This is a genomic window from Allofustis seminis DSM 15817, assembly GCF_000374325.1.
Classification (GTDB): Bacteria; Bacillota; Bacilli; order Lactobacillales; family Carnobacteriaceae_A; genus Allofustis; species Allofustis seminis.
Genome location: NZ_KB894080.1, coordinates 21,771 through 38,496, shown reverse-complemented (window position 1 = coordinate 38,496; position 16,726 = coordinate 21,771). Strand labels below are relative to the sequence as shown.

The following is a 16,726-nucleotide window of genomic DNA, read 5'->3' as shown; positions in this document are numbered from 1 at the left end:
TATTTAGGAGGTAAAAAATGTTTAACTTTTTTAAAAAGAAAACAACTAAAGACACTAAAGAAGAAAAGCTTCATAATCTTTCATCGGCAGAAAGAAGTGCAGTTGAAGAAAAAATTAATAATTTAAATAATCACCCCGAAGCGGATAGCCCTAAAGAACAATATCATTATCATGAACAGCTTGGACTTTTATATTTGCAATTAGATGAGCTAGAGGAAGCGATTGATCATTTTGAAAGAAGTTTAGCAGCAGAGCTTAAGATGGGGGATTCATACAAAAAATTACTGCATTTATATCATAAAAAATGTCAAGAAAGTGCGGCTGTAGGTAATGATGACCAAATTGACTACTATATGAATAAGTTAGATGAATTACGTAACTTAGGAAAAAAACTAACATTTAAATAAAGCGAGATGAAAAAAATGTATGTAAATTTAAAAACAGTATTGGAACAAGCAGAACGTGACAATTTTACAGTCGGTGCTTTTAATACGCATAATTTGGAAATGTTACCTTCCATATTACGTGCAGCAAAACATACAGGAATGCCCGTAATTATTCAAACAAGTGTCGCAACAGCCCAATATATTGGCTATGACATTTTGGTAAATCTTATCAAAAATTTTGCAGAAAAAGAGATGGTGCAAGCGGCTCTTCACCTAGATCATGCTAAAAATTTTGATGATATAAAACAAGCAATAGATGCAGGATATTCTTCTGTGATGTTTGATGGTTCTAGTTTGCCTTTTAAAGAAAATATCTTAAAAACAAGAGCAGTAGTTGATTATGCACATGCTCGCAATGTGTCGGTAGAAGGAGAATTAGGAACGATAGGTGGAACAGAAGAAGGGATTAGCGTGTCGCAAGAAAATATCCAATTCACACGCCCTGAAGATGCATTGATTTTTGTCGAAGAAACAGGTGTGGACGCTTTAGCTGTAGCCATCGGAACAAATCATGGACAATATCGCTCTAAAACCAATGTAAATATTGAGCTTTTGAAACAAATTAATGCAACTGTTTCTACTCCATTAGTTGTGCATGGTGGAACAGGCGTTAAAGAAGAAGACTATCCTAACCTCATTAACAATGGCATCCGCAAATTCAATGTAGGAACTGAACTCATTGTTAATTGGAATGAACAAGTTCAAAATCTATATAAAGATAGTCCGCTACATCGTTCGGTACGGGACAATATGATTCCAGGGAATGACAAAGTAGAAGCAGTAGTCATTCATAAAATGGGAAAATTCATGAATCGCAAAGGACAAATGAATATTAAATAAATTGAAAAAAGCGGCTTTTGTAATGGCAATCATTGAAAATAAATAAAAAAGATGCATGTTATTGGGAGTGAAGAATATAATGAAAGAAAAATTTTTAATATTATTGGCGGGACCTCCCTGTACAGGAAAGACATATTTATTAGATCTTTTAAAGGAACATCTTGAAGAGATATTTGTCATTACACCCGATGAGGTAAAAATTGACTTTGCCGAAAAATATGGCTTTTGCAACAAGGAAGAGAAACGGCGGTTGGAAGTAGAAAAAGTCTGGCCTTTTTATTATCATATTTTGGAACAATATATGTATGCATGGAAAAAAGTGATTGTATCAGAGTATCCATTTAGCGATAAGCAAAAAGAAAGGATTGCTAATTTTTCTGAAAAATATGGCTACCATGTTATCACAATTCGTTTGCAAGCAGATTTTGACATATTATGGCAAAGACGATACCAACGTGATCGCCGACCAGATCGTCATTTGAGTCTTATTATGACACATTATCATTATGGCGATGAGTTAGAAGATCGCAATCTTGCCGATGATCATATTACTCGGCAGCAATTTCATCAGATTATTGAAGACCGCCAATATAATCATTTCCAACTAGGAGAGTTATTCAAGGTGGACGTAACTGACTTTTCCAAAGTAGATTATGCGCCACTCTTACGCCACCTCTGTACACATATCTTTACAAAAAATAAATAAAACTAATTGATATTATAGACATTGCACCTCAATAAATGCTTGATTTAAGCGGATTGAGGTGCATTTTTTATAAAAAGAGATCTCTCATGGAGGCGCTTTCTTCCTTTACAATATCTTTTCATTTGGCGGTGTGATATTGGTTGAATTTATGAAATTGATTGATTAAAATGAGTTTACCATAAATAGGGAGGTAGTTTACAAATGCATAAGAATTGGAAAAAAGTAATTTCATCTTTATTTACACTGATGCTAGCTATTTTGTTAGTAGCGTGCGGCAATAAAAATGACAAAAAAGAAGGGGACGGCCCAGTAGAACTTGAATTTTTCTATCCTGTTAACGTGGGAGGTCCTGCTACAAAAGTAATTGATCAAATCGTGGCTGATTTTGAAGCAGAAAACCCAGATATCAAAGTCAATCCGGTCTATACTGGAAACTACGATGATACTTTTACAAAAATTCAAACTGCTGTTCAAGGAGGGACTCCTCCAGATTTATTTATTAGCTTGGCAACCCATCGCTTTACAATGGAAGATTTAGGAATTGTAGAACCGCTAGATCATTTTATTGAAGCGGATAAAGATGGAAAAGAATATATTGAAGACTTTTTACCAAGCTTTATGGAAGACTCTTATGTTGATGGCAAAACCATTTCAATTCCTTTCCAACGTAGTACCATGGTACTTTATTACAACAAAGACTTGTTCAAAGAAGCTGGACTTGATCCAGAACAGCCCCCTACCAGCTGGGATGAATTGATTGAATATAGCAAAAAACTTACAAATGATGATCACTTCGGCGTTGGTCTTGCATTGAACTCTGGAAGTGCACAGTGGAGCTTTGGCGGATTCTCTTTACAAAATAGTAAAGATGGCGGCAACTTGATGAGCGATGACGGAAAAAAAGTATTCTTTGATACGCCTGAAAATATCGAAGCCTTACAACTTTGGATTGATTTACAAAATAAATATGAAGTGATGAATAAAGGGATTGTTCAATGGACTGACCTTCCAACACAATTCTTAGCACAAGAAGTGGCTATGATTTACCATACAACAGGTAACATGGGCAACATTAATGAAAATGCTGAATTTGAATTTGGTACAGCTTTCTTACCAGGAAACAAACGTATGGCAGCCCCTACAGGTGGTGGTAACTTCTATATTTCTAAAGATATTAGCGACCAACACAAAGAGGCAGCATGGAAATTTATTCGTTTTGCGACAAGCACAGAGCAATTAACGAACTGGTCACTTAATACAGGATATATTCCACCACGTCAATCATCCATTGATTCAGACGAAATGCAAAAATATTATTCAGAAATTCCACAAGCACGTGTTGCTTATGAACAATTAGAAGTGGCAAAACCAGAATTAACAACTTATGATGCCGCTCAAGTATGGCGTATTCTAAACGACAGTATTCAAAGCGCGATTACTGGCGAAAAAACAGCTGCTGAAGCATTAAAAGAAGCACAAGCAAATGCTGATGCAGTGCTTGAACGCTACCAAGGGGAATAGGTGATTCGATTGAGTCGCAAAATGAAAAATAATTTGACAGCGTGGGGACTAATGCTCCCTGCGTTGTCATTTATCTTATTATTTACGGTATTTCCAATTATACGCAGTATATATTTAAGCGTGATGGACTTCCGTTTTGGAATGGCCGAACCACGATTTATCGGTTTGGGTAATTATGTTCGTTTATTTCATTCGGATTTGTTCTGGAAAGTAATGGGAAATACCTTATTTTTTGCTTTAATTACTTTAGTTCCAGCATTATTAATCGGTCTGGGACTTGCGCTTATTGTAAATAAAAAAAGCAAAATCACTGGAACATTACGAACGATTTATTTTTATCCTGTTATTTTGCCGATGGTTGCTGCAGCTAGCATTTGGATGTTTATTTATATGGCGAACAATGGTTTGTGGGATCAGATTGCGCGCTTTATCCATATGGGACCGACAGATGTATTGTCGCGTCAAGAGAGTGTGCTACCAGCACTAGCTGTAATGTATGTTTGGAAAGAAGCAGGTTATGTGATGATTTTCTTCTTATCGGGCTTACAGTCAATCTCGCCTGATATTTTAGAAAGTGCACGCCTAGATGGGGCAACGGGCTGGAAATTGTTCCGTCATATTTTATTTCCACTTTTAGGGCCTACTTTTTTATTTATATCGACAGTTGAGTTGACAAATGTCTTTAAATTAGTAGACCACATTATTATTATGACGGAAGGTGCCCCAAATAATGCAAGTACCATGCTCTTATACTACATTTATCAAACAGGATTTACGCATTTTGATTATGGTCTAAGTAGTGCATTGACAGTCATCTTGCTGGTGATGTTACTTGTGGTCGCCTTACCACGATTTATTGCTCAAGATAAGAAAACATATTACAATTAGGAGGCAAAACAATGGATAAATTGAAAAAAAGTTTATTTTGGATTTTGCCGAGCTTGTTGGCGCTTGTCTGGGCAATTCCATTATTTTGGATGATTGTAACAGCTTTTACGAATCCTACATATCGCATGACACTTTTCCCTTCGACAGGGTTTACACTCGATAACTTACGCTATGTCTGGGAAGCAGTGCCTTTTGATGCTTATTATAAGAACACGATTTTTATCGTAGTTGTAACATTTTGTGTGCAATTTGTGCTATCGACATTGGCGGCTTATGCACTGGCAGTGTTAGATTTCAAGGGGCAACTGTTGGTCTATGTGATTATCTTCTTGCAGATTATCATTCCAAATGATGTATTAATTATTCCTAATTATATGACAATTAGTGATTTAGGATTAGTAGATACGAAGCTTGGGATTATGATTCCTTTCTTTGGAAGTGCTTTAGCCATCTTCTTGCTTCGTCAGACCTTTAAGTCAATTCCGAAATCATTGACAGAAGCGGCAATCTTAGATGGTGCAAGTATTTGGACGATTATTTGGAAGATTTATATGCCAAATGCTAAGAGTGCCTATCTATCGTTTGCGGTGATTTCTATTAGTTATCATTGGAATAACTATTTATGGCCACTTATCGTAACGAACTCTGTTGAGAATCGTCCATTGACTGTGGGATTGGCGATTTTTGCGAAATCAAAAGAAGCCAATATGCAGTGGGCGAATGTTACAGCAGCGACCTTTTTAATTATTTTGCCGCTGTTGGTTGCATTTTTCATTTTCCAACGTCAATTTATTGAGAGCTTAACCCATTCCGGCGTGAAAGAGTAAGGTGAAGAAGATGCTATTAACATTTACAGGAATTGGTTCGGCTTATCATCCAGAGATGGGAAGCAATAGTGCTTATTTTGTAGCAGATCAGTCGCTATATATCTTAGATTGTGGGGAGTCGGTTTTTAAACGAATGAAAGCAATGAACTTTGATTTTGCTTCATTTGAGCGTGTGGTATTCTTTATCACCCATATGCATTCGGATCATATTGGGAGCTTGGCTGGATTTGTATCTTATTTGAGCCATGTTGTGGAGATTCGCCCTTATGTTGTGCATCCATTACAGACCTTAGCAGATTTTTTCACATTATGTGGCATCTATCCTGATGAATATGTACAGATTATGGCGAACCATTATGATGATGAACATGTGCAAGTAGCATTTGAACCGACTGAACATGTGGCGAATATGCAATGCTTTGGGCTATATATTAATATACCAGTAAGTGAGCAATCTTTTTATTATTCTGGAGATGCAGCCATTTTACCAAAAAAATATCTAGATGCTTTTAATGCGGGGGAAATTGATATATGGTATCAAGATGTAACGATTCACGCTGATAATGCATCGCATTATTATTACAAGAATTTATTTGCAGAAGTAAAAGCAGACCGCCTCGGCCATGTCATTTGCATGCATCTTGAAGAACAAGCAGATGAAGTGTTGAAAGAAGCAGGATTAAGATGCGCTTCATTGCCGAAAGTCTGAAAATAAAGGAGTCATTTTATGGGGATTCAATTAAAGAATATATATAAAAAATATGATGGAAATGATTTTTATTCGGTGACAGATTTCAATTTGGATATCGATGATCATGAGTTCATCGTTTTTGTTGGGCCATCAGGATGTGGAAAGTCAACGACTTTACGTATGGTCGCGGGACTGGAAGATATTACAGAGGGCGATTTATTGATTGATGGCAAACGAATGAATGATGTTGACCCAAAAGATCGCGATATTGCAATGGTATTCCAAAATTATGCACTTTATCCGCACATGACGGTCTATGAGAACTTAGCATTTGGTTTGAAATTGCGCAAATATGACAAAAAAGAAATCGATAGTCGCGTACGTAATGCTGCGGAAGTGTTGAATTTATCACAATATTTAGATACGAAACCAGGTGGACTTTCTGGCGGTCAGCGTCAACGTGTTGCTTTGGGACGTGCAATTGTTCGCGATGCACATGTCTTTTTAATGGATGAGCCACTATCCAACTTAGATGCCAAGTTGCGTGTTGCCATGCGTGCTGAGATTGCCCGTTTGCATAACAGTCTGAAAACGACCACCATCTATGTGACCCATGATCAGACAGAAGCTATGACGATGGCTGATCGTATTGTAATCATGGACGGAGGAGAGGTGCAACAAATTGGCACCCCACAGGAAGTATATAATCATCCTGTTAACCAATTTGTTGCAAGCTTCATCGGCAGTCCTGCCATGAACTTCTTTGAAATGAAGTGGACAGAAGACCACTTAGTGGATGAAAAAGGCTTAACAATACCGCTTGGTGCAGAACAAATAGCTTGCTTAAAAGCCCACCATTTGCATGAGAATGATATGGTGATTTTAGGTATTCGTCCAGAGAATATTGCGGTCGCATCAGAAATGAATGAAGGCACAGTTGCAGCGACAGTTACCGTCTCTGAACTTTTAGGTGCAGAAACGATGCTCTATGCTAATTATGGTGGTGAAGATTTTATCGTTCGAGTTGAAGGGCAAGTCGACTATCCACAAGGCAGTGTGGTTCATCTCGTCTTTAATGTCGAAAAAGCCTTGCTTTTCCATCCCGAAACGAAACAGATGCTCTACTAATTAATGAGCGATTATGATGTGGCTTCCTATGATACAATAGAAAATCCGCAACTGCTGAGAGTATCTTTCTTGGGAAGTCGCCTCATTTTATAAAAGCAATAAAAAGCATTCGACGTAGCGAATGCTTTTTTTGTGCAATAATGACCAATTATCCTCCGAAAATAACCATCTATCTTCTAATTGTAGCGCAATGTGGAGCACTCTTTTATAATAAGTTTAGCCATAAAGAAAGGAGCGAGTACTATGGACGTAGAGATCAAGATTAATGAACAGCTGCATACGCCGCTTCTAACGATAGAAACGCCAGCAATAACACAGGAAGTAACAAAAATTGCAGAATATGCACGAAGTATTCATGCCCAACTGATTGCAGGAGAAGCCGATGGGAAAATTGAGATTTTGCCAGAGCAAAAAATTATTCGTATTTTTGCAGAAGATAAAAAAGTGTATGCAAAAACTACCGAAAAAACCTATCGCCTTAAATTGCCACTGTATGAAGTGGAACGCCGATTAGGTTCGAGCTTCATGCGCATTTCTCAATCCGAAATTATCAATGTACTCCAAATTCGTTCACTTGACTTAGATTTTGCTGGAACTATCTGCTTGAATTTAACCAATCAAGAAACCGTCTATTGTTCCAGACGCTACGTCAAAATTATTAAAGCTAAATTGGGACTGTAAATGAAAAAATGTGCAGAGCAAATAGCTATCAATCAAAATGAGGTGATAAAAATGTTAAAAGAAATTATGAAAAGAGCAGCTGTTGGGATGTTGATGGGAGCAGGCATCGGTTTTTTGACGCCACTGACTATTTCTTATTTTTTAGGGACAGGTAATGTCCACCTTGTGACACCACCATTTCTAGCAAAATTCGATACAGAAATCCAAGCAGTTATCGTCCAAACTATTTTTACAATGATTATTGGCGCAGTATTCTCAGTGAGTGGACTGCTCTATGAATCTATTGACTCACTACCGAAAAAAACTGCACTTCATTTTATCCTGACACTCCCTGTTCTAGTGGGAAGTGGCTACTATCTTTATTGGATGGATCACACCGTTCGTAGCGTGATAAGCTTTGTAATGATCGCCATAGTGATCTATGCTGCAATTTGGGTAGGAACATACTATACTATCAAAAAAAATGTCGAACAAGTCAATCAAAAATTAAAACAACTGCATTAAGCCAAATAAAGCAAAAGCTGCACTCTTTCCTATATAAGAAAGAGTGCAGCTTTTTTATTTGTGGGGAATAAGGTGTGAAAAGGCTATCCATCTCTCATGTCAAAAATATATAAGTGGATGGCAACTGTGAGGGGCTTATGCCAAGTAATAACCGCTTTTCAACTTTTTATTTGGTGATTAAAATTCAAATTGATATTCAATATTTTGGGGATCTACATGGACTTGAGTATATTCGATCACTTGCTGATATTTGTCACGTGTAATATAAGTTTCTAAAAACAAAGGCAAATGTGGATTTAAACCTAACAGATGACTATATGTTGTATTATGGACCATTTCGATCTGCTTATCGAAAATCACAGGCTTTTTCCCCTTTCGTGCCATATATTCATAAAGAGAATCTTTTGAAAAATCATAACGATTAGCATCTGGAAAAGTGCGAAAAGGGAAATAACAGGCTTCGATACAAAAGGCACGCTCTCCCAATGAGCGGATGCGAATCAGTTCATAAAAATCAACGACATCTTTTGGAAATATATGGGTTAATTTTGAATATTTATAAATAACTTTAAATGATAATACTGTCGTAATCGGTTGAAAACCTCCACTGCGTGCATTCATACTAAATGCATCAGGTGCATCCTTTGCAATGCACATCCGCGATGGAGATAAAGGTGCCGAAATAAAGGTGCCTTTTCCATGAATTTTATAGAGGACACGTTCTTCTACTAATTTATCAATGGCATATTTTACAGTTGTACGTGAAACTTGTAATAATGTGCTTAATTGACGTTCAGAAGGAATTAATTTATTCGGTGTTGAACGATTTTTATAAATAAAGTCATACAAATAGTCCATCACTTGCTGAAATTTAAAAGTAGTCATTCACTCATCTCCACAAATTGATAGGCTTCAATGGCTGCTAATTCTTCTTCATAGTAAAGTAGCTGCGCTCCATTTTTTACTTCTTTTTGAATAACTAAGAGAGGGTCTCCAATTTTTTGTTTGAATTTTTGGCTCTCTTCCTCATTGCTAAAGCTCATAAATAAATGGTGTATACCACTTATTTCATCTTTTTTCTTATGGAGTGTACCATATAATTTTCTCAATGTTCTTAAGTTCAAAGGCTGTGTTGCACAAGGTTCAGGAAACAAGTCAGGATGTGCAATAAAATATACAACGCTCAGTAAATTATCTTCCACTAATAATTCAAATATTCCCATCAAAAAAGAAGATTGTGCTATATTTTCTGGAATTGAATAATGCAGATTTGGAGAAGTCCAATTAAGATTAGAAATCTTTAAATTGTGAATATCTGCCCATTGTGTCCAACATGGAATATAGTTCATTTGACGTCTTATTTTCATAATAGTCCCCTCACTGGTCTAAAAAAGGTTCATAAATAAACATTATCTTTAGGATAATATCTGCTTAAGTTGACAATGAAAACGCTGTCTTTATATTATTGTGATAGATTGACAGGTAAAAGTCAACAAAGTAGATGATAACTGGTCTAAAAAAGAGAGGGGCATTAAAGATGATTAAAGGGTTACGTGTAGATCACCGATTGTTGCATGGGCAGGTTGCAGTGGCATGGTTTAATACAGTGGGAGCGAATACAATTTTAATTGCAAATGATGCAGTAGCGGCAGATGAAACTCGTAAAAAGATTATGCGTATGGCAAAGCCAGCAAATGGGAAATTGGTAATAAAGGACATTGATTATTGTATACATGCAATTAATACAGGGTTAACTGATAAATATGACATGTTTGTCGTTGTAGAAAATGTGAAAGATGCATATCGTTTGATTACTGAAACAAAAGTATTTGATTCTTTAAATTTAGGGGGAACTCCTCCAACTGATGAAACACGTAATATTTCAAAAACAATCAATGTTACAAAAGAAGATGAGCGACTACTTGATGAATTAGCTGAACGTGGAATTGAGGTAGAGATTCGACAAGTTCCTGCAGAGTCGAAGCTGTTATACGTAGATGCAAGAAAATAAAGTAATCTAAAAATTAAATCAAATATATAAAGGAGGATTTTTTATGAGTACAGGGATGACGGCGCTACTTCTTGCATTAGTAGCAATGTTAGGTAATGCAGAGTATTTATTAGGAACAACGATGCTTTCTCGCCCGCTTGTGATGGGGATGCTCACTGGATTGGTAATGGGCGACCTTAAGACGGGTATTATTATGGGTGGAACATTGGAACTTGCTTTTTTAGGGACATTTTCGATTGGTGCATCTATTCCACCTGAAGCTATTTCAGGGACGGTTTTAGGGACAGCTTTTGCGATTTCAGCAGGAGAGTCACCAAGTGTTGCGTTAACTTTAGCACTTCCTATTGCAAGTTTAGTTTTGATTGTTAAAAACTTAGGATTCATTTTTGTATTCCCGACATTTGTCCACAAAGCAGATCAATATGCTGAAGAAGCCAATCATCGTGGGATCGATATGATGAACTTATTAAGTGGTTTTTTTGCGATTAATTTGCCTATTGGTTTAGTTGTTGGCATTTCTTATTATTTGGGTGGCGGAAAAATTGAAGGTCTACTAAATATGATCCCTGAATTTGTGACATCTGGTTTAGAAATTGCAACAGGGCTCTTACCAGCATATGGGTTTGCTCTTTTATTAAATATGATGATTAACAAACGTAATGTGGTATTTTTCCTATTAGGATTTGCATTGATTGCGTATTTTGGCATTGATGTGACAGGTGTGGCCATTTTAAGCACTATTTTAGCTTTTATTTTAACAGGATATTCAGCATTTAATGGAGCAGAAATGAGTCCAGCAGATGCAGCACCTGTGGTATCAGAGGAAACGGAGGGAGGAATTGACTATGACAGCGAAGAATTCTAACATATTGACAAAAAATGATCTTATGCGAGTGTTTTGGCGTTCGTTCACGATGGAATGGGCATGGAATTATGAGCGACAAATGAATATGGGATTTTGTTATTCGCTCATTCCAGCATTGAATAAAATTTATAAAACAGATGAAGAACGATCAGATGCCTATAAACGTCATCTGGAATTTTTCAATATTACACCTTGGATTTCAACATTTCCGATGGGAATTGCAATTGCATTGGAAGAACAAAATGCAGCAGAAAAAGATTTTGATACTTCAACCATTAACAATATTAAAATTGCATTGATGGGGCCATTGAGCGGTATTGGGGATTCTTTCTTCTGGGGAACTTTACGTGTGATTGCTACTGGTATCGGAACTTCTCTTGCTTTAAAAGGAAATATTTTAGGACCAATTTTATTCCTGCTCATATTCAATATTCCAGCATTGCTTGCGCGTTATTTTGGATTGAAGTGGGGCTATGAACTAGGCTCAAGCTTTATTGATACTATCTTGCATTCGGGCTTGATGGACCGCTTAACCTATGGCGCATCCGTTATAGGGCTTGCCGTAGTGGGCGCAATGACTGCTTCAATGGTGAATTTGAATATTCCGCTGACACTAGGTAGTGGGGAAGAAGCACAGACAGTTACGGATTTATTCAATGGTATTGTCCCAAGTGTTTTGCCTCTTTTATTTACCTTTATTATTTTATATCTAGTGAAAAAAGAAGTGAAAGCACATTGGATTTTACTATTAATGGTCTTTTTAGGAATTTTTGGAGCATATACAGGAATTTTAGGATAGGTGCATTTGATGAAGACAATGCTTGATTATATAAAAAAAGAACAAGAAGTACACCAGTCCATTTTAGAAAAAGATTTATTTGAAAATAAATTAATTGACTTGAATCCAAAGGCTCCAAGAAATGTGGTGATTTATGCAACGGGCTCTAGCGCAAATGCTGCATATGGTGCATATATCTTGATGCAAGAAGTATTAGATGTTCCTATTTATATAAAAGAACCATCACTTTCATTACATTATGACCCTCTTGTAGATGATCAAACATTAATTTTAGCGATTTCTCAAGGGGGACATAGTTATGCAACGATTGAAATGGTGAAACAACTTGTAAAAGAAAATCGTCAAGTATATGTACTAACAAGTGATCCTGATAGTCCGATTGCTCAAGTAGGCGCGCAAGTGATCAATTTGTCGATGGGAATTGAAACGATGCCTTATGTGACTTTAGGCTATACGGTAACTATTTTGGTTCTTTGGTTAATGGCACTCACGCTTGCGAAAAAATGGCAACGAATAGATGATATTCAATTTGCACACTATTTAGAACAAATAGATAGAGCAATTCGGCAAGCGGATATGGTTATCAAGTCATTTGATGATTGGTATAGTCAACACAAACAAACATTGCTGGCAGCTAAACATTTTGTATTTATTGGATATGGTGCTTGTTATGGCATTGCGCGTGAAGCAGAAACTAAATTAACTGAAACATGCCATATTCCCACACATGGTCATGAGCTAGAAGAATATATGCATGGTCCTTATTTAGGGCTTCAAAAAAATGATGCGCTCTTTCTGCTAGAAAGTTGTGGGACATTGAAGGGCAGAATGAATAAGTTACGAATATTTTTAGATCGACATATAGATCAAACTTATCAAATTACTATAGGAGCATCGGATAGAATTCAGGACTTGTCGCTGCAGTTGGGGAATTTGCCAGAAAATTTAGCCCCACTTGTGATGAGCATTCCTATTCATATGATGAGTTTTTATCTCTCACAAATGAAAGGATTTAATTTGCATCAATCATTTTATCCAGAATTTGATGAGATAACAGGATCTAAAGTGTAGAAGGGGGATTGAAATGATTAAATTTGACGAAGAAAAAATGCGTGCAAATATTAATGGTGCACTTGCGCTTCGAGAAGAAATAAATGAAATTGTAGATGAGCTTTGTGAGCGAGGCTTTGATAATTTATGCTGGTTTGGAATTGGTGGGACATATGCTTCTTCGATGCAAGTGTTTACCCATATGAAAGAAAAAACAGCAATGGATGTATTTTATGAAAGTGCTGCAGAATATTTAACAACAGGTAATAAACGCATTACTAATCGTACGGTAGTTATTATTTCATCTGTAACAGGCTCAACAGAAGAGATGGTAAAAGGTGTTGCTAAATTGAAAGAAGTTGGAGCAACGATCGTGGGCTTTATTGATGTTGGCACAACACCATTAGCTCAGCAGGTAGATTATTTAATTTCATATCCAGAACAAGAGCAGCTAAAATTCTTCATGACGGCTGATCGTTTTATGTATAATCGTGGCGAGTTTGATAATTATGAAGAAGTCTACTCAGAATTAAATAAATATTTAGCAGATGCATTGATTAAAGTAGCGTATGATAGCGATGAAGCAGCGTTAGCATTTGCTCAGAAGCATTATAATGATGAAAATCATTATTTTATTGGAGCAGGTAGTCAATGGGGAGCCACTTATTCTCATGCAATGTGCTACTGGGAAGAGCAGCATTGGCTACCCGCACGTGCTGTACATTCTTCTGATTTCTTCCATGGTATGTTTGAAATTGTTACGCGGGATACAGCAGTAACTTTATTTGTAAGTGAAGATAGTCAACGTAGCTTAAGCGAGCGTGTGGCTAACTTTTTACCAAAAATTTGTGGCAATTACACGATCATTGATACAAAAGACTATGAGTTAGCGGGCATTAGTGAACAAAATCGAGGCTATATTTCTCATCTTGTTATCCGTGTCATTAACGATCGTATTGATGCACATATCGAAAAAATTAACCGCCATCCAATGGATATCCGCCGCTATTATCGTCAATTAGACTATTAAATAGAAGGCAATAAGATTTTCTAGTAGCATTCTTGCACAGATGAAAATCTATCCATTTATTCCATTTTTAAAAAATGTTGCGATTGGAGGCATACTAGTGTTACCTTTAAGCACTAATAAAACCGAGGCATAATGCCTCGGTTTTTTTGTATGAAATATAGTGGGTGTGTCTCTTTTCCTTGTACTTTATGAATTAATGGAAAAATTTAGGAATGGAATAGATAGTTTGCGCAGAATAACAAATTTCAAGTGCTCCATGAAATAATATAGGCTATGAAAACGCTTAATTAGCTGATACGATTTTGTTGGTAAATATTGTTTGAATTTAGATCTTTTGAAATTAAAGAATGCTTTTAATCAGGGGGTGATATTATCAAACCTAGAACAATTGAGATCATTTATATCCTACTCAACGCCAATCAATATATAAAAGTAGAGCAATTGGCGAATAAGTTTAATGTAAGTGAAAGAACAATTTGGAATGATATATATGATATAAATCTGCTGTTAGAGGATAATTCCTTTAAAAATGTTAAAACAGTCCGAAATAAAGGAATAATATTGGATTTCACTGCGAAAGAAAAAGAAGAAATCAAGGATATTGTTCACAACAAAATTGATAATATCTATTTTGATTCAAATAATCGAGTATTCAACTTATTGTTAGAATTAACCTTAACAAACAAGCCCGTACTATTAATAGATAAACAAAGTGAATTTGATGTTTCAAAAACTACCATCGAAAATGATATGAAAGTCATTCGAACTCTTTTAAATAATTATAAATTAAAAATTAAAAGTAAACATAAGGCGGGCATGTATATCGAAGGCTCAGAACATTTAATTCGATTAATGATTCATGACATTATAAATAAATATATAAATAACTTGAATTTTTTCCAAAAAATATCGAGCAATTCATTGCAACATTCAATATTGTATAAGTTTATACCGCAGAACCACTTTATAGAAGCAAAAAATATTTTCAAGCAATATTTTACACAAGATTATGATGCATTGTATTTGGAGCAGATCATTCTATTCTCATTAATTTGGATAAATAGGGTTAGAAACCAAAAACATATAGACAATAATCCAGCAGAAAAAGTAGAGTACTCTAATGAAAAATTACGTGAATATGTTAATAATTTAGAGCAACATTTTAATCTAGCCTCTAATGAACGAGAAAATAAATATATATGTAATTTTTTGAATATTCTTTCAAAAGAAGAAAATAAGTGGAATTCTGACTGGGGAACGGCTCAAATTGTTACCATTCATCTGATTGATGAAGTAGATAACAAGTTAAATTTGTCTCTTCGCGAGAATCCCGAGAATATTTTTGAGGGGTTATATAAACATATTCTAAGCTTAATTCCTCGCATAAGATATGAGATACAAATGTATAATCCTTTAACCAATAATATTAAAAAGAATTTCCCTGAATTGTTTGTCGTAATTAAAAATTTCACTAAAAACACTAATTATATGGATGTATCTTTGTTGACAGATGATGAAATCGCCTTCATATGTATTCATTTTTTAGCGGCATTTAGTAAAAATGAGCAAGAACATACATTGAAATTTAAGGCACTTGTTTTTTGCAATTATGGAGTGGCAACGGGGGAATTATTAAAAGAGAAGATACAACAATATTTTGATGTTGAGGTTATAGCTGTCTTAAATACAAATGAAAAGTATCTCATTGATAAGCTGGATGTGGATATCATTTTCTCAACTGTACCTATAGGGCAGACAACTATTCCTTTTTTAGTAGTAGATCCTATTTTTACAGAAATAACAATTCAGCAAATAAAGACATTCTTAAAAGAAAATCAGAATTTAGCTAAGCGTATCCCTAAAAATATAGACGGAAGAACGCAAAAGTTGTTTAAGTCTATTTTAGATTTTATACGACACAATTATAACGATAATTCTGAAGATTTATTTAATGAATTAATGTTGATCTTTAATGAAAATGATTTAGAAATTGATATGAAAGGGTTACTGCCAATGATTGAAGATGTTTTACAAGAAGATGCTATTTTGTTAAACAAAACAGTGTCAGATTGGCGGGAAGCTATCCGAATGGTAGCTGAGCCGTTGCTTAAAAAAGGCGCAATTCAGGATAAATACATAGAAGCCATGATTTCTTCTGTTCTAGATAATGGACCATATATTGTTGTGGGGAATCATATAGCACTAGCACATGCTAGACCAGAAGATGGTGTAAATGAGCTAGGGCTGAGTGTTATCACACTCAATCCACCGATTGAATTTGGGCATGACCAAAATGACCCAGTTAAGATAATGTTTTGTTTAGCCGCTGTTGACTCTCATTCGCATCTAAACATTATGAAAACATTAGCAAAAATAATATTAGATGACAAAGTAGTCGAAAAATTAATTGCAAGCAATTCAGCGAAAGAATTTCAAAAAATATTATATGAAGAGGTGCCTTTATGAAAATAGCAGCAGTATGTGGTATGGGAATGGGATCTAGTTTTATATTAGAAATGAACATTAAAGATTCTTTAAAAGAGTTAAATATCAGCGATGTAGAAGTTGATCACTTTGATTTAACAAGCGCAACGCCAGGATCTGCTGATTTATTTGTAGTTGCAGCAGACTTAGCGCCAAACTTAGCTCAAACTATACCTTCTGAAGATGTGATTGTTCTTTCATCAATTGTTGAAAAAGAAGAACTCAAGCAAAAACTTGCAGAAAAATTAATTTGAT

General features: G+C 35.6%; 19 protein-coding genes. 17 read left to right on the top strand and 2 right to left on the bottom strand.

Features of this window, described 5'->3' with window-relative positions; translation table 11 throughout:
• Window positions 1-17 precede the first annotated feature (17 nt).
• The 10 genes from C231_RS0102175 to C231_RS0102130 all read left to right on the top strand — a co-directional run bounded on the left by C231_RS0102175 (window position 18) and on the right by C231_RS0102130 (window position 8,232).
• The gene (locus C231_RS0102175; RefSeq protein WP_018659005.1) at window positions 18-407 is read left to right on the top strand and encodes a hypothetical protein; all 390 of its coding nucleotides are present in this window, start codon (window positions 18-20) and stop codon (window positions 405-407) included.
• Between the two features lie 15 nt (window positions 408-422).
• Complete coding sequence (locus tag C231_RS0102170) at window positions 423-1,286, top strand: class II fructose-bisphosphate aldolase (RefSeq protein ID WP_026314303.1); 864 nt, start codon at window positions 423-425, stop codon at window positions 1,284-1,286.
• 79 nt (window positions 1,287-1,365) lie between these two features.
• Window positions 1,366-1,992 carry an AAA family ATPase gene (locus C231_RS0102165; protein WP_018659003.1) on the top strand — a complete coding sequence of 209 codons (627 nt, stop codon included), beginning with the start codon at window positions 1,366-1,368 and terminating at the stop codon, window positions 1,990-1,992.
• 201 nt (window positions 1,993-2,193) lie between these two features.
• The gene (locus C231_RS0102160; protein ID WP_018659002.1) at window positions 2,194-3,513 is read left to right on the top strand and encodes an ABC transporter substrate-binding protein; all 1,320 of its coding nucleotides are present in this window, start codon (window positions 2,194-2,196) and stop codon (window positions 3,511-3,513) included.
• Entirely contained in the window at window positions 3,514-4,401 is an 888-nt protein-coding gene (locus C231_RS0102155; protein WP_018659001.1) for a carbohydrate ABC transporter permease, read from the top strand.
• Between the two features lie 11 nt (window positions 4,402-4,412).
• Window positions 4,413-5,228, top strand: a complete 816-nt coding sequence (locus tag C231_RS0102150; protein WP_018659000.1) for a carbohydrate ABC transporter permease — start codon at window positions 4,413-4,415, stop codon at window positions 5,226-5,228.
• Between the two features lie 10 nt (window positions 5,229-5,238).
• Window positions 5,239-5,937 (top strand): MBL fold metallo-hydrolase, encoded by a 699-nt coding sequence (locus C231_RS0102145; RefSeq protein WP_018658999.1) that lies wholly within the window; start codon window positions 5,239-5,241, stop codon window positions 5,935-5,937.
• An 18-nt stretch (window positions 5,938-5,955) separates the two neighbouring features.
• Complete coding sequence (locus C231_RS0102140; RefSeq protein ID WP_018658998.1) at window positions 5,956-7,047, top strand: ABC transporter ATP-binding protein; 1,092 nt, start codon at window positions 5,956-5,958, stop codon at window positions 7,045-7,047.
• 243 nt (window positions 7,048-7,290) lie between these two features.
• Window positions 7,291-7,728, top strand: a complete 438-nt coding sequence (locus tag C231_RS0102135; RefSeq protein ID WP_018658997.1) for a LytTR family DNA-binding domain-containing protein — start codon at window positions 7,291-7,293, stop codon at window positions 7,726-7,728.
• A 51-nt stretch (window positions 7,729-7,779) separates the two neighbouring features.
• A complete protein-coding gene (locus C231_RS0102130; RefSeq protein WP_018658996.1) occupies window positions 7,780-8,232 on the top strand; it encodes a DUF3021 domain-containing protein in 453 nt (150 codons plus the stop codon).
• Between the two features lie 177 nt (window positions 8,233-8,409).
• Here C231_RS0102130 and C231_RS07600 read toward each other — a convergent pair whose 3' ends face one another.
• Both C231_RS07600 and C231_RS0102120 read right to left on the bottom strand, forming a co-directional pair.
• Window positions 8,410-9,117, bottom strand: coding sequence for a GntR family transcriptional regulator (locus tag C231_RS07600; RefSeq protein ID WP_018658995.1), 708 nt, complete (start codon window positions 9,115-9,117; stop codon window positions 8,410-8,412).
• Window positions 9,114-9,599: a hypothetical protein gene (locus tag C231_RS0102120; RefSeq protein WP_018658994.1), complete on the bottom strand. Its 486-nt coding sequence runs from the start codon at window positions 9,597-9,599 to the stop codon at window positions 9,114-9,116. Before C231_RS0102120 ends, C231_RS07600 begins: the two co-directional genes overlap by 4 nt.
• A 170-nt stretch (window positions 9,600-9,769) precedes the next feature.
• Between C231_RS0102120 and C231_RS0102115 the strand changes: the two genes are divergently transcribed.
• The 7 genes from C231_RS0102115 (at window position 9,770) to C231_RS0102085 (ending at window position 16,725) form a co-directional block, all read left to right on the top strand.
• Window positions 9,770-10,243, top strand: coding sequence for a PTS sugar transporter subunit IIB (locus C231_RS0102115; RefSeq protein WP_018658993.1), 474 nt, complete (start codon window positions 9,770-9,772; stop codon window positions 10,241-10,243).
• Between the two features lie 43 nt (window positions 10,244-10,286).
• Complete coding sequence (locus tag C231_RS0102110; protein WP_018658992.1) at window positions 10,287-11,108, top strand: PTS mannose/fructose/sorbose/N-acetylgalactosamine transporter subunit IIC; 822 nt, start codon at window positions 10,287-10,289, stop codon at window positions 11,106-11,108.
• Window positions 11,089-11,907: a PTS system mannose/fructose/sorbose family transporter subunit IID gene (locus tag C231_RS0102105; protein ID WP_018658991.1), complete on the top strand. Its 819-nt coding sequence runs from the start codon at window positions 11,089-11,091 to the stop codon at window positions 11,905-11,907. Before C231_RS0102110 ends, C231_RS0102105 begins: the two co-directional genes overlap by 20 nt.
• Before the next feature lie 9 nt (window positions 11,908-11,916).
• The gene (locus C231_RS0102100) at window positions 11,917-12,978 is read left to right on the top strand and encodes an SIS domain-containing protein (protein ID WP_026314302.1); all 1,062 of its coding nucleotides are present in this window, start codon (window positions 11,917-11,919) and stop codon (window positions 12,976-12,978) included.
• Between the two features lie 13 nt (window positions 12,979-12,991).
• Window positions 12,992-13,987, top strand: coding sequence for an SIS domain-containing protein (locus tag C231_RS0102095; RefSeq protein ID WP_018658989.1), 996 nt, complete (start codon window positions 12,992-12,994; stop codon window positions 13,985-13,987).
• A gap of 369 nt (window positions 13,988-14,356) precedes the next feature.
• A complete protein-coding gene (locus C231_RS0102090; protein WP_342662557.1) occupies window positions 14,357-16,453 on the top strand; it encodes a BglG family transcription antiterminator in 2,097 nt (698 codons plus the stop codon).
• Window positions 16,450-16,725 carry a PTS sugar transporter subunit IIB gene (locus tag C231_RS0102085; RefSeq protein ID WP_018658987.1) on the top strand — a complete coding sequence of 92 codons (276 nt, stop codon included), beginning with the start codon at window positions 16,450-16,452 and terminating at the stop codon, window positions 16,723-16,725. The genes C231_RS0102090 and C231_RS0102085 overlap by 4 nt, the downstream gene beginning before the upstream one ends.
• The last annotated feature ends 1 nt before the right edge of the window (window position 16,726 follow it).